The following is a 14,292-nucleotide window of genomic DNA, read 5'->3' on the forward strand; positions in this document are numbered from 1 at the left end:
AGGCAGGCTGAGATGACAAAAGACACGAAGCACAAGATAGCGCGGCAGCAAAGACGAGAGGGTCATCATACTCCGATTATCCGCACCAGCACAGAACGAACGCCGAAATACAGCAAAAACCATGTCAAGGAAGAATGTGAAATATTATGAAAATATTTTGGAAAAATAATGAAATGATTTAATAAATTTCGGGATGGTTTGACATAGTTCGCATTATTACGGATTAGTGACCTTAACCCGTCAAGTTTCATACCGTCACAAAACGATTCCATACCGTCAGAAAATTATTTCATACCGTCACAAAACGATTTTCATGTATCTGCTCCAATTTTATGGTTTATTGCTATTCATGAGAACGCGCCTGATTCTTCCGGGTTTTCATCAGCCCGGACATATGCTAGAGTCTGCCCTGTTGATTAGAGTCGATCCGCCGTTTACTGGCTTAGAAGCAGATATGGCATTTGCAGACATGCCCGGGGAAACAGGTATGATGGCCAAACGGGCAAGATAAAAAAAAGACTATAACCATGATCGAAAGAGATCTTAATGGATGATGAAAGAAAATATTTCAGGATGACGGTGCAGGATGCTCTGAATTCACTGGAAAGTTCGCAGGATGGCCTTTCCGTCGACGATGCGGAGCGAAGGCTGGAAAAATTTGGAACGAATGAACTTACTGCCGACATGGGTGTTTCGAGGTGGCTGATCTTTCTCTCGCAGTTCAAGGATCTGCTCGTCATAGTACTGATTGTAGCAGCCTCTGTCTCTTTCATCATAGGAAGCACTCGTGACGCCATCGTCATGCTCATCATAGTGGCAATAAACGCCGCCATCGGATTCGTCCAGGAATTCAAGGTGAGCAAGATACTCGAAAGCCTGAAAAACATGATAACCTCTCCGGCCCGGGTACTTCGTGGAGGTGCCCTTGCGGAGGTCGGACAGGACAGACTCGTTCCCGGCGATATCGTCAAACTCGAGGCGGGTGACCGGATCCCCGCCGACCTGAGAATGATCGAATCATTTGACCTGAGAACCGAAGATTTCGCTCTGACAGGCGAATCGATGCCGCAGGGAAAGACGACGAACATCATAAAAGAAGATTGCGTGCTGGGCGACAGAGACAATATGGCCTATATGGGGACGACCGTAACATCGGGAAGCGCGACCGGGCTGGTTGCCAGAACAGGGATGCGGACGGAGATGGGAAAGATCGCGGGTATGACTCAGGAAACAGAAGAAGTACCCTCTCCTCTCGAAAAAGAACTGGGCTCGCTCGCAAGATGGCTCACAGTCACAGTCATCATCATCGGGGGAATGTTGTTCGGAGTCGCACTCTGGCAGGGATTCGATTTCTTCACAAGCATGGTCTACGCTCTCGGCATAGCGGTCGCTCTTGTACCCCAGGCCCTGCCGGCTCAAGTAACAGTCGCCATGTCGGCAACAAGCAAACGTCTGGCTGAAAAGAACGCTGTAGTCAAGAGTCTTCCCTCTGTCGAGACACTGGGCTCGACAAGTGTTATCAGCACCGACAAGACCGGCACTCTTACCAGGAATGAGATGGCCGTGACCGACATCTGGTTTGGTGGACGTCTCTACAAAATAACGGGGATCGGTTACGAGCCCGAGGGACAGCTCCTCGACGCCGATGGCAACGTAGTAGATCAGGCTGGCATCGATGAGATTGAGATTATGATGGACGCCGCAACGATGGCGTCCAACGCCGAGATACATGAGCCCGATGAGGAACACTCCGAGTGGTATCCTGTAGGTGACCCGACCGAGGCCGCTCTCGTTACCATGTCCACAAAGCTTGGCACCCGCTCTCCCACGGAAGACCAGGAAAATCCGGAACTTCTGGAATTCCCATTCGATTCTGAGCGTAAACTGATGAGTTCGGTCAGAGAATTCGGCGACCGTAGACAGCTGGCAATGAAAGGCGCTCCGGACAGCGTGCTGGAGATAAGTCGTCAGATCTACCGCGATGGCAAAGCCGAACCGATGACCGACGCGGACAGGGATGAAATACGAAGGATCAATGATGAGTTTTCAAAACAGGCCCTTCGTGTCCTGGCTATAGCTTACCGCCCTCTTGAGGTAGACGGCAGGGATTACGTGATGGAGGAAGTCGAGAAGGATGTCATCTTTCTGGGATTGACAGGCATGATCGATCCTCCACGCGAGGGGGTTAAAGAGGCAATTGCCCAATGCCATACTGCCGGAATAAGGACCTTTATCATGACCGGCGACCATGCTGTAACGGCCCAGGCCATAGGAAACGAGATAGGCCTCTCGGGCTCATCGGCATCATCTCCTGTCTTCACCGGGAAAGAATTAAAGGAGATAAGTGACGAAAAACTCTCCGAAGTGATGCGAAAAGAAGAATCGATCATTTTCTCGCGTGTCGATCCGGAAGACAAGCTACGGATCGTTACCTTGCTGGGGAAAAACGGCGAGGTCGTCGCAGTGACCGGCGATGGCGTGAATGACGCTCCCGCTCTCAGAAAATCCGATATCGGTGTCGCTATGGGAAAGATCGGTACCGATGTCTCCAAAGAGGCTTCCGAGCTGATCCTTCTCGATGACAGTTTCCCAACCCTGGTAGACGCGGTAAGGGAAGGCAGGACGATCTATGAAAATCTGAGAAAAACAGTTCTCGCATCGATGACGACAAACGGCGCGGAACTCTTTGTCGTGCTTCTTGGCCTTGCCGCCGTTTCACTGCGGGGATGGGCGATACCGATCCTGGCCATACAGATCCTCGCGATAGATCTTCTCGCCGAGATCATGCCTCTGACATTCCTGACATACGATCCGCCGCCAGAGGACGTGATGATGAGGCCACCACGCAATATCGGTCAGCATATCCTGAACAGGTTCACTTCACTCGAAGTGATATTACTGGGTCTGCTCATCGGAGGATTGTCGTTCGCCAACTACGCCCTTTTCATGTATCGTTCCGGAACGGTCTTCAGCCTCGAACCGGCTGACCCCCTCCTGTACTCCACCGCGACGACCGTCACTTATGTCACAATCGCTTTCTGTCAGTTCGTCAATATCCTTTCCAGAAGAAACGACAGGAATTCGATTTTTCACAGGGGGTTTTTCTCCAATCGCATCCTGCACTTGTCAATAACAGGTTCTATCGTACTGGTCCTCAGCGCGATCTACCTGCCGTTCATAAGCAGGTTCCTCAATTTTACCCCTATCGGAGTAGTCGACTGGTTATATGTACTGGGCGCTGCAGGCGTGTATCTTGTGGCATTCGAGATCCTGAAAATATTTAAAAGGGCCCGCACCGCGAGCCCTGTAAATGTCTGATGATTCAAATATGTTTAATCGTCGAGACTGCCAGAAGCCTCCGGTCTCGTCCCTACATCTCCCGCCACGAAAGCACGAGGCATGGCATCGCACTGCCCAGAGCCTGCGATAGAGCTTCACTGCTGTACAGCACCGCGGCGTTACCAGAACTGAAGTTGAAGTCCGATGTTCCGCGCACGACCATACTCCCGAGTACCCAGGGCGATCCTGTAAAATGCACATCGCCCTCGACATAGATCAGGCCCTTGTAGACAAAGCTGCCAGCTGCCTGAAGGTCACCTCTAACGTAAAGCAGCCCTTCACCTGTGAGATTACTCGTTACCTTTGCGTCACCATTTATATATGTGATCCCGTTGAGCGGATCGACGATCGATGTATTGTCCGCGTTGGCAAGCAGCTTGTTAACTTCAGCCACCGTAAGTCCCAGGGTTTCATTCAGGCTGTAGAACGGGTTCGTCGCGGCGTCATCGATCGGTATCGGATTACCGAGGATGTCAGCGCTTCCCTGTGTTTTTACATCATCACCAGTACTCGTCACGCCGGGCAGGTTTCCACTTGCCAGGTGAAAGGGTACGCAGGCATTGGGCTGAGTATAGACAGGCGTTGTCATGTCGTGGTTATACCCGCAGAAGGCGCAGTTACCGGTAAGTTTTACTGCCTTGTCAACGTAGAGCGCTCCGAGAGTCCTGACAATCATGGTCTGTTTGACGACCTCGGCCTGGATTATGCGCCTGCCATTGGCAGAATTGCCTGTAACGGTGACTATCTCCACTGGAAATCCCGAAGTGAAGTTCTCAGGTGGTATCATCATCGGATTGTATCGTACGATCTCGTTCGCGTCACGCGCTCCGTCCCCGTCCCGGTCCTCCCATTTGTGTTCGATCGACAGCACCCCATCGGTGCCACTGATCTCGCTGTAATCCATATACTGGAGGGCAGGATCCTGTATAGTCCCGGTGTTGACGGTCGATCCCGCGCTGGCCGGAGCTGCGTCAGGCCTGGTCAGGTAGATCTTTGTCTCCCAGTTTGGATCTAACGGCTCGCTGTCAGCTATTGTTACATTACCGGTCCATCCCCCGATTGTAACATTGGTAGGATTGGGCAGGGATAGTCTGTGGATCGCCTCGTTAAGACCAGCTTCCGCCACAAACAGCGACTGTGTTGTAACCCGCTGGTTGCCGGCTATCTTGAGGTCCATCGAGGACACCATCGCCATCGTCGCACCGATCACCGACACGGCGAAAAGGATGATAAGGGTGACCACAAGAATGTTGCCCTTTTCGTTCCGGATTTCATTGATAATCGAGTATTTCATATCATTCTTCCCCTTGTCTGACGACACCTAAAGTTCCCTGCCGAAATAGGCGACAAGCTTACCCTGTGTAGCGGATGATCTCGTTCCAACTACAATATCTGGACGACTGTCCTTGTTGAAATCAGCGACATCGATCGAAATGATCTCGCCCAGATCGGTCGTGTTGATCTTGAATCCATTTTCAGGAAGCGTTCCATACGATGGCAGAATGTATATATCGCCCGTATAGAGGGAAGAGCTCCTGGTCCCATACGTAATATCGGGAAATACGTCGTTGTTCACGTAGAGAAGACCCATACTGAGAGGTTCTCCCATGGCATCGACCCAGTCAGTCGGAAAGTTGGGCGTCTCCTTAGGGCCAAAAACGAACCCGGTCGTATCCGGCTCCCCGAATACACCACCATCGTTGTTCCACAACATGATGAATCCGAAATTCGGTCCCATACTCATCGATGCGACTATGTCGGGATCTCCCGAATCATCCTCCTGCATATCGGCTATCATGATATCATTCACTGCTCCCCAGGAATTGTACCTGGAATGCCAGGTGAAGGTAGCGCTCGCAATACCGTCGTTCGTGTAGACATCGATGAACCCGGTATACGGCGTTATATGGGTACCGACTATCACATCCTGGTCTCCGTCACCGTCGATATCTCCGGCTCCGACAGCCCAGACCGCGCCAAGCACAAATATATCTTCAGGTCCTGCGTGTGTCACATAATCTCCAGCCGTGAAATTACCGGCGCCGGACCCTTCCATTATCTCGAATGCTCCAGTGGTACCGATCGATGTTCTCAGCCCGACGAGGATATCGATATCACCGTCGTTATTAAAGTCCGCAAGTTTGCTGTCCATCACCTCGTTCATCCCAGTCGTGAAATACGATTTGCTTGGAGAGGTGCTGAGGATGCCTTCGGCCTCCGTGTACCAGAGCTGGAGATTTCTCTCCGTAGATATCTCAAGGCCGCTCAATATATCCACGGTCCCGTCACCGGAAAAATCGTAACGGCTCATCGTGTTAATATTGTACCCGGCGTCCCGCCTGTAAACGGGTTCGGAGTTGAACAACTCGTGTACCGGGGTCTGTGAGGTCTCCCAGTTATTATGGAAGACAAGCATATTCCCTATTCCTGTCGCGAGAGCCGTACCTAGAACAATATCGGTATCGTACTTGTCGTCCTCGTTAAGGTTTCCTGTCGACACGGAAAGTACCCTGTCCGTGTTCGAAATATGTATCTCTACAAAGTCGAGTTTTTCCTCCAGGACATCGCCGAAATCACGGACCACGGTCGTATCGGCTACGATCAGGATATCGGCATAGACATTCACAGTTGTGGATGTATATCCCATGGGATCGCGTTCAGTTATCTTATAAATATCCGGGTCAAGGTTGAATCTGTAATAACCGTCAGCGTTTGTCATCATCGAGTCGCCATTGGATACGATGACTGACACGTTCGGTATCCCGTCTTCCATCGAGTTCCTGACACCGTCTTCGTTGATATCCTTATAGACGTATCCCTCCAGCGTTCCTGTGACATCCCCCGCGAAATCACCAAAGTTGATCGTCACAGTATCGTCCTGATCGACTATAGCTGCCGGGACCGAGTTGGGCGTAGTCGAGGAGAGGCCTGTCGGGTCTGTCTCCACGACGATATAGTTCCCCTGCTGAGCAACGAAAGAATAGTAGCCGACGTCGCTGGAACGGGTGGTCGCACCGTTATCCAGCGATATCGACACACCCTGAATACCGTCCTCGCTGGGACCCTGGGTACCGTCTTTGTCGGTATCCTCGAAAACGACACCGTGGATGATACCGAACGGGGTGGAAGAAATATCTCCAAAGTTCACGACATATGACTGCCCTGATACGAGTGTCACCGATACGAGGTTCGCCGTCGTCGAAGTATATCCCATCGGATCGACTTCCTGGATCGAGTAATCACCGGCAGGCAGCGGTATATAGTAGCGACCATAACTGTCGGTCAATACATTGCGATTCTGTCCGGCGATACGGATCTCGACTTTGGGAATACCAGTCTCCCCCGGATCGATCGATCCGTCGCTGTCTATATCGTGATATACCTGGCCCTGGATCGTCGATGTCGCCCTCGTCATGTTTCTGACATATATCTCCGAAGTCATCGTGACATTGATAAACCCGCCGTTAGTCTCATGCTTCTTGTCATACCTGTTCGATTCACTTATCGAAGTGATTCTGACCTTTCGGATCTTGCCGAGCAGGTTATCCGGCACTGCAGTAATTCCGGTAATCTCAGCCGTACTCAGTTTTCCGCTGTTATCACTATCCCCCCAGAGGATATCATCGGTCGTAATATCGTCGTCGTTATCGTAATAATATTGGAACAACGGCTCCGGTGTGATCCAGGTGGCGGCCAGATTAGGCCCCCTGATTATCGCGAGATCGTTCTCTCTTACTTCGTTTATCCCGCCATTGTTTCCGTAAATATGTTTCTTGAGTACGAAGAGATTGGTATTCGGTCCGTCCTCGGCTGTATCGTCTCCCCTGTCCAGCTTGTTTATGAGCCCGTCGTTAGTGGAATCAAGCGTAAAGGCTATCGTCTCGGCGTCAGAGTCGTAATCTGCGGCCGGCTGGTACAGGGACGTTCCAGAGACCGGAACTGTATTCGGCGAACTGGACCTGCGGTATGCGGTAAGTGGATTCTGTCCGTCGATCACCTCGCCATTATCAATATCAGCGTTGATCACGATCTGGTATGGTCCCGCGTGTGCGATAGGACGCTGGCCCCTGAAATAGTCGGTCTGTGAACCAGCCTGTCTGAGATGCTCGGTGATGTAGTCGAGTGCCACTCTGGTATTCTGCTGGGCCTCTGTGTATTCACCTGTCTGGGCTGCCCCCTTCTGGAAAAGGACAAATACCCCTGCGACGGAAATCAGCACGAACCCAAGCACAAGAATGCTGATCACCATCTCGACGAGCGTAAACCCTGCATCATTTTTGAGTGTTCTGTTCATTTCTCTTTTCCTTCCCGGGGTTAACGTCTCGACGTTAGATATGTGGTAAGCGTCACCGAATTATCCTCGCTTCCCGAAACATAGGTCACTGTAACTATGACCTGTTTCATGTCGGCAAGTGGCGAGTCATCGGTCACGCTCCATACTCTGCTAAAAATAGTCTCTATGGGATTGTCAGGATCCGTATGGTTGCCTGCAGTGAGATCGGCGTTGCCGTACGGAGTCCCCATCAGTTCCTCTACCTTCTGCTGGGCGAGATTCGTAGCCGTAGTCAGGTTTCTCGATCTGGAGGTCGCACGGTTGGAATCTGGAAGGGTCTTCAATGCGGCAGTGATACCGATCGCGAAGATCATCATGGCGATAATGATCTCTATAAGCCCTACACCCTTGTTGGATAGTCGTATTTCTTTTTCAGCATTCCACATGTCATATTTCCTTTTCAATCTATCGTTATGTTTCCTGTTCCACCGAAGATCACGACATCTTTTATCTTGTTATGCACGTTTCTGAGTGTTATCGAACCGCTTTCGCGCGTATTTCCCTTGCCCCCGAAGGTCAGTACAGTGCCTGAAAACGTGTGCCCGGCGATTCTGACATCGGGAGACATCTCATGGATCGCGCTCAAATACTCATCGCTGCCGCGACTGCCACTCCCGTCTTCGTCCTCGAAATATGAATATGTCTGTGTATCAGGATCGAATTCGAATACGACGTCGATGTTCTTCATGACCGCAGTAGATCGCGCAGTTCGGAGTGCCGTGGCCAGCTCCTGTGTATCTCCGTTAAGCCTCCAGTTAGCCATGAACTTGTTGTATCCTGGAAGAGTAAGTATCGCCAACAGTCCAATGATCGATATGACGATCATCAGTTCTGTGAGGGTGAATCCCCTGTTATTTTCTATATTTTTCATCATCTGCACCATCACATGATCGGGTTATCAGATTCTTTCCAGAGGACATATTGGCAAGAAGCGTGCCTCGGGGGAAGGGGACTATGCATGAACTTCCGATTCACCAGGGAGCATGAATACTATCCGGCAGTTCATTCCATTTAATCTTTTATATAACAACAAGTTATATGGTTATTTCCTGTGTGTGATGATAATTTGACACATGACAAAACACATATACCGTAATATATTATATATATGGAAATGTTTTCAGGGTAACCATTCGAAACTATAAAGAGTGTGGCCCGAACCCTCACTGCCACAAATATTGCACAACAATTGCAAATAGTCAGATTAATATGCTGGAAATGCCAGGATCACTGTAGAATCGTGTTGAATCGGCAGGCGAGGAAGAGACGCGCCCTCCAGTCCTGTAAATCCCGAAAAAAGGGGCCGGAAATCGATTCCCGGCCCCCGAATATTATAAAGTCCTGACAGCTCCCTAAAGTCCCGAAAGGGAACTTGACAGCCGAATCTTTCTATTGAGTCGAATCAGGCTTGTCGCAATAAGTCGAATCAGGCATATCATAAGGGACAGTCCTTATGTATCCCGAGGATTCGAAACTGAATCCATCTGTGGTCAAGCCTTTCAATGTCGCGATAGTATCTCCGCAGACTATTCCCGTATCGTATCCCCGGAAGTGGAAAACCATATCGACATCACCGTCGAAGTCAACATCTTGAAGATGACGTTTCAAACCATGTTTGTTGCTGTGAGCCTCACCAGCTTCGGCAGGACCGAAGACCACGGTAGTATGATCTACCATAACAGCATCGAAACAATCCGTCGTGAGGATCGCGACAGGTATCACTCCGTTCATACTCCTGCAATTTATCGGGTTCGTCTCACTGCCCGGTTTTATATCTATCTCCACTTCACAGGATCCCTCTATTGCAAATATTACGGCAGCGTCGAAAGCGACATACATACAGTCGGCCGAATCGGCTCTTGCGACAGGATCTCCGAAATATCCTGTTCCGGTATTCACTACCATAATTGTAAGAACATTCGTACCTTCCACGAACAGGCTGTCACCGATGATCACCAGGTCGTGTACCTTCACGCTGGTGGAATCTGCTCCATCCAGAAGATCGACATGGCCCAGCAGGTGCCCGTTCATAAATATCCCCGCACCATCATCGGCAAGGATCGATAGATGCATGGTAACGTCGCGCCAGTATTCGGGCAGCTCGAAACCAGTCTCGAACCAGGCTGTAGAATAACCGGGCGATAATGTCGTGACGGGCAGGACACCTGGCATAAACAGGGCGATCGAATCGCACGAACATGCCAGCGAATCGTTTCCTCCACCTATAAGTGCTGAATAGCCCAGTCCTACTTCAGAACCATACCTGAGCGTTACGAGTGTGTCCAGTTCACCACACACACCATTACCGCTGTGAAAATAGAGTGTATCGTAGGTGACTTCTCCGTACATCGAATAATCACCCCTGGTGTCGCCCATCCCATTGGGTGAGAGTGCCTCATTATCACAGCCCGTGAGCACGATGACCCCGGCGACCAGTATTAGTAACACGCGAATAGCTCTCCCGGTCCTCATTGTCTGACCTCCATCTATGTTGTCTTTCGGAAGATTTTCCCGGATTCTCACTTTCTATTGTAAAGCATTACAAAGTAATAATCAATGTTTACTATAATGAGTAATCAGAACCAGACACCAGGCCGATATCAAAACAGTTTAAACACATACCTGAGGGAAAACCAGAGCCCGATCCCGATGAAGAGGACTCCGGTCACTCTCCTCGCCCATAGTTCCAGCTGGGTCACTTTCTCAAACGCCTTTCCAAGACGGTTCGCCCCGGACGCTATCACAAAAGCAAAGAAGACCACAGGTAACGCGGTCCCCACACCGTAAAGTGCCGGAAGTAAAAGCCCTGACCCTGTATCCACCGCAAGGGGAAGCAGGCTTCCAAAAAAGAGCGCGGCAGATGTCGGACAGAACGAAAGGGCAAACAGGATGCCGAGCAACCCGGCCCCCCACACCCCCAGTCTTTCAGTTTTTTTTGCCGCAGCCTCGCTCACTCCACCTATCTGGATTCCCCGGCCGATAAGTCCGAGGAGAAACATCCCCGTCAGAATAAGGACCGGCCCCATTATCCTTATCATATATTTCTGGAGCCAGAACGATATCCTCGGGGCGGAAAGTATACTTGCAACGAGAAGGCCCGCGATGACCATGTAAGCCAGCGCCCTTCCCATCGAATAGAGCAGTCCCGAGATCAACACTTTTCGGGGATCATCCACTCTTCTTCCGATATACGACATCGCCGCAATGTTGGCAGCCAGCGGACAGGGGCTGATCGAGGTCAGTATGCCGAACCACACTGCCAGACCGAGTTTTACCGCAAAATCATCCATCACTCGACTCCTGAAAGCTCGGCCAGATATTCCAGCGTCTCGTCCCTTACATAGTCGACGAATACTTCTCTATTTCCCGTATATTCCCACACCTTCTCGAGGTTCTTCCAGTCCACACGCTCGCCGTCACGATAATCGACAAGGATGACCGACTTGGTGGTGAGCTGGTACTCCTCGATGAATTTTTCATTCTCCCCTTCATCCAGATTCAGCGCGTGAAACTCGAGACTACCCGATTCGAGAAGCCTGGAGAAATTCGTCTCGATCGACTCTTTCGTGTATGCCTCTATCTTTTTACATGTAGGACACCGCTTCGTGGTGTAAAAATAGTAAGCGACTACATGATGGCCATCCCGGACATCTCCGGCCTCCATTCCAACTGTCGTCCCGGCCCCATCACTGTCAACAGCCTGATCCCGGGAAAGGCCGCCGAATATCATGAACGCCGCACTGCCCACCACAAAAACCATCAGAACGGTTGTTATTACTTTTCTTGTATCCAATCTATTCTCCCTTGAGATAAATCTTCATCCTGCAATCAGGGTCAATCCCTCAGCATATCCGCAATATCATCCCATGAAAGGACTTTACCGGAAGAGACGATCTTGCCATCGATCACAAGGGCCGGAGTCATCATCACTCCGTAGCCGACTATTTTATTTATGTCCTCCACCTTCTCCAGCTCGATATCTATACCGGCCTCCATTCCGGCCTTCCGTGCGTTATCGAAGAGCTGCTTACATTTTGCGCAACCTGTCCCGAGGACTTCCACCTTTTTCATCATTTCCTCCATCAGAATAACTTTCCATAGATCATTCCGCTCAATGCGGCCATGACAATCACAAGCGACACAAACACGATCGTTTTCCTGGTGCCCAGCACGGATCTTATCACCAGCATGTTTGGCAGCGATAACGCCGGTCCCGCCAGCAGAAGCGCCAGCGCCGGCCCCTTTCCCATTCCCGCGCCGAGCAACCCCTGCAGTATCGGTACTTCGGTAAGGGTGGCAAAATACATGAACGCTCCGGCCACAGACGCGAAGACATTTGACAAAATCGAATTGCCTCCAACCAGGCGCACTATCCAGCCATCAGGTATCAGAGCCTCGTGACCCGGCCTGCCCAGCAGCGCACCCGCGATCAATACTCCCCATAGAAGCAGAGGGAGGATCTGCCTGGCGAACGACCACGTAGACTGAAACCATTCTCCCGTCTCGCCACCATTGATGTTCATTATCACAGAAAGAGATATCACTCCCGCAATAAAGGCAACCTGGGGATTGCCGGGAAGAAATATCGCCAGCATGAGTGGTGGAAGGATGGCTATTGCCGAATAATACCAGCGCAAGTCAAACCACCTGCTGAGGACGAAAGCCAGCAGAAGGGCACCGGCAGAAGTCAGATACCATTTTATCGAATACATAAAGGACCAGAATCCGGAGGAACCACCGGGATGTCCCCAATTGGCAAAAACAAGCACTGCTACCATGAGGCCGAAAAAGACAGCGTTTTTCCAGAGGGGCCTGCCCTCTTCGAGCTCGGGCTCGGCCAACACCGCTTCAGCCTTCTCCATCTCCTCTTTTCTGAAAATGAAATGCATGAGAAGTCCTATGATCACACTGAACAATACTGCCCCGACGGCCCTTGCTATTCCCAACCCGACTCCAAGGATCCTCATCGTCAGGATTATTGCGAGTACATTTATAGCCGGGCCGGAATAGAGAAACGCAGTCGCTGGCCCAAGCCCCGCTCCTCTCCTGTAGATCCCCGCGAACAGGGGTAACACCGTGCAGGAGCAAACAGCCAGGATCGACCCGGACACCGAGGCTACACTATAGGCAAGCACCTTGTTCGCTCCAGCACCGAGATACCTGATCACCGAGGCCTGGCTTATAAAGATCGAGATGGCACCGGCAATAAAGAAAGCCGGCACGAGGCAAAGGATCACATGTTCGCGAGCGTACCACTTCGCCAGGCTGAGCGCCTCCCAGAACGAGTTCTCGAAACGCGCCGAGCCCTTCATGGTTTCTACAGGAAGAAAAAAGAAAGCGGCGAAGACAGCTGACATGATCAGTAGTGGTTTCCAATAATCTTTCCAGAATCTCATTAATATATCTCCATTATCCTGTTTTCAGTACGACTGCGAGAACCAGTCCGGAGTGACAGAGTTTTCCCATCGGCTCCTGTGCCGGGGGATCACCTATTCCAGCAATCCCGCCTGTTCCTTCACATTTGATTCCATCACCGATTCCACGCACGAAAAGAAATTGAGCACGCATGGAACAGACAATCGATAGAATACCTTCGTCCCCTCTTTCTGATCCTTGACGATACCTGCATTCCTCAGGACCGAAAGATGCCTGGACACGGTTGAGATATCAGCCTCTATCATCCCGGCAAGGTCCTGGACGCAATGCGGCTTGGACGAAAGTCTGTCTACTATGAAAAGCCTGCTCGGATGCGCGAGCGCCTTCAGTATCCTGGCCCGTGCCTCATATTGTCTTCTTGTCAGGTCGTCCATTACCCTAACCTCCGTTCGGGAGAGTCTGTTTCGTTCTCCCCCCACTCTGTTTTTGCGGAATCGAGAACATGTAACGCCGCAGCTATTATGTTATTTGGCATTATAGCCAAATAAGCAATTATTGTCAAGGATGAATCGGCAAGTTGATAAGAACCGATCTGACATCTGATAAGGATCCCCTCACCACACAACAGAGTTTTTATTGCTACTGGATGGTCTAATCTTGTAGAATACTGGTTATTGCAGGATAATTATTGTTTGCAACACCTTTCTCTTTGAACTGCGCTGGGCATTTTTGGCAATAGAATGCAAGGAAAGGTCATGAGCGGAGAAATAATTCTCGTACTCTCTATACTTCTTGTAACGATAGTCCTGTTCGTCACCGAAAAACTCCGTGTCGACATTGTAGCTATCCTCGTCATGATCACTCTGGCCTGGTCAAGGCTGATCAGCCCCTCTGAGGCCCTTTCCGGCCTGGCCAGTCGCGCTGTCGTATCGATGGCCGGGGTGATGATCCTCGGATACGGGCTGGACCGGAGCGGGGTCACCAACTGGCTCATAAAACCTATAATCAGGATCGCCGGGTCGAAAGAACGTGGCATCATCAGTGTCATTTCGCTCGCTGTCGGATCTCTTTCTGCTTTCATGCAGAATATCGGAGCGACCGCCCTCTTTATTCCGGCAGTCAAGAAAATATCGGGCAGGTTGAAGATCCCTTCATCCAGGCTGTTCATGCCGATGGGGTTCGCGGCCATTCTCGGCGGCACACTCACGCTTGTGGGCTCCGGGCCGCTGATCATACTTAACGAC

General features: G+C 50.8%; 12 protein-coding genes. 2 read left to right on the forward strand and 10 right to left on the reverse strand.

The window, feature by feature from the left end; translation table 11 throughout:
- The first annotated feature begins 546 nt into the window (after nucleotides 1-546).
- Nucleotides 547-3,318, forward strand: a complete 2,772-nt coding sequence (locus KOO63_11455) for a cation-translocating P-type ATPase (protein MBU8922423.1) — start codon at nucleotides 547-549, stop codon at nucleotides 3,316-3,318.
- Nucleotides 3,319-3,370: 52 nt separating this feature from the next.
- Here KOO63_11455 and KOO63_11460 read toward each other — a convergent pair whose 3' ends face one another.
- The 10 genes from KOO63_11460 to KOO63_11505 all read right to left on the reverse strand — a co-directional run bounded on the left by KOO63_11460 (nucleotide 3,371) and on the right by KOO63_11505 (nucleotide 13,482).
- The gene (locus KOO63_11460) at nucleotides 3,371-4,633 is read right to left on the reverse strand and encodes a pilus assembly PilX N-terminal domain-containing protein (protein ID MBU8922424.1); all 1,263 of its coding nucleotides are present in this window, start codon (nucleotides 4,631-4,633) and stop codon (nucleotides 3,371-3,373) included.
- Between the two features lie 27 nt (nucleotides 4,634-4,660).
- Nucleotides 4,661-7,633 (reverse strand): VCBS repeat-containing protein, encoded by a 2,973-nt coding sequence (locus KOO63_11465; GenBank protein ID MBU8922425.1) that lies wholly within the window; start codon nucleotides 7,631-7,633, stop codon nucleotides 4,661-4,663.
- A gap of 20 nt (nucleotides 7,634-7,653) precedes the next feature.
- A complete protein-coding gene (locus tag KOO63_11470; protein ID MBU8922426.1) occupies nucleotides 7,654-8,076 on the reverse strand; it encodes a prepilin-type N-terminal cleavage/methylation domain-containing protein in 423 nt (140 codons plus the stop codon).
- On the reverse strand, nucleotides 8,073-8,546 hold the full coding sequence (locus KOO63_11475; GenBank protein MBU8922427.1) for a GspH/FimT family pseudopilin: 474 nt from the start codon (nucleotides 8,544-8,546) through the stop codon (nucleotides 8,073-8,075). The genes KOO63_11470 and KOO63_11475 overlap by 4 nt, the downstream gene beginning before the upstream one ends.
- Nucleotides 8,547-9,061: 515 nt before the next feature.
- Nucleotides 9,062-10,144 (reverse strand): hypothetical protein, encoded by a 1,083-nt coding sequence (locus KOO63_11480; GenBank protein MBU8922428.1) that lies wholly within the window; start codon nucleotides 10,142-10,144, stop codon nucleotides 9,062-9,064.
- 128 nt (nucleotides 10,145-10,272) lie between these two features.
- Nucleotides 10,273-10,962, reverse strand: coding sequence for a sulfite exporter TauE/SafE family protein (locus tag KOO63_11485; protein ID MBU8922429.1), 690 nt, complete (start codon nucleotides 10,960-10,962; stop codon nucleotides 10,273-10,275).
- Nucleotides 10,962-11,465, reverse strand: coding sequence for a hypothetical protein (locus tag KOO63_11490; protein ID MBU8922430.1), 504 nt, complete (start codon nucleotides 11,463-11,465; stop codon nucleotides 10,962-10,964). Before KOO63_11490 ends, KOO63_11485 begins: the two co-directional genes overlap by 1 nt.
- 41 nt (nucleotides 11,466-11,506) lie before the next feature.
- Nucleotides 11,507-11,743, reverse strand: a complete 237-nt coding sequence (locus KOO63_11495; protein ID MBU8922431.1) for a TM0996/MTH895 family glutaredoxin-like protein — start codon at nucleotides 11,741-11,743, stop codon at nucleotides 11,507-11,509.
- Nucleotides 11,744-11,754: 11 nt separating this feature from the next.
- Nucleotides 11,755-13,068 carry a permease gene (locus tag KOO63_11500; GenBank protein ID MBU8922432.1) on the reverse strand — a complete coding sequence of 438 codons (1,314 nt, stop codon included), beginning with the start codon at nucleotides 13,066-13,068 and terminating at the stop codon, nucleotides 11,755-11,757.
- A 93-nt stretch (nucleotides 13,069-13,161) separates the two neighbouring features.
- On the reverse strand, nucleotides 13,162-13,482 hold the full coding sequence (locus tag KOO63_11505; GenBank protein MBU8922433.1) for a metalloregulator ArsR/SmtB family transcription factor: 321 nt from the start codon (nucleotides 13,480-13,482) through the stop codon (nucleotides 13,162-13,164).
- Between the two features lie 321 nt (nucleotides 13,483-13,803).
- On the opposite strand from KOO63_11505, the gene KOO63_11510 reads away from it, so the two are divergent.
- Nucleotides 13,804-14,292, forward strand: a 489-nt coding sequence (locus KOO63_11510) for a hypothetical protein (GenBank protein ID MBU8922434.1), incomplete at its 3' end; no start/stop codon positions are given.

Source organism: Candidatus Latescibacterota bacterium (assembly GCA_019038625.1).
Classification (GTDB): domain Bacteria; phylum Krumholzibacteriota; class Krumholzibacteriia; order Krumholzibacteriales; family Krumholzibacteriaceae; genus JAGLYV01.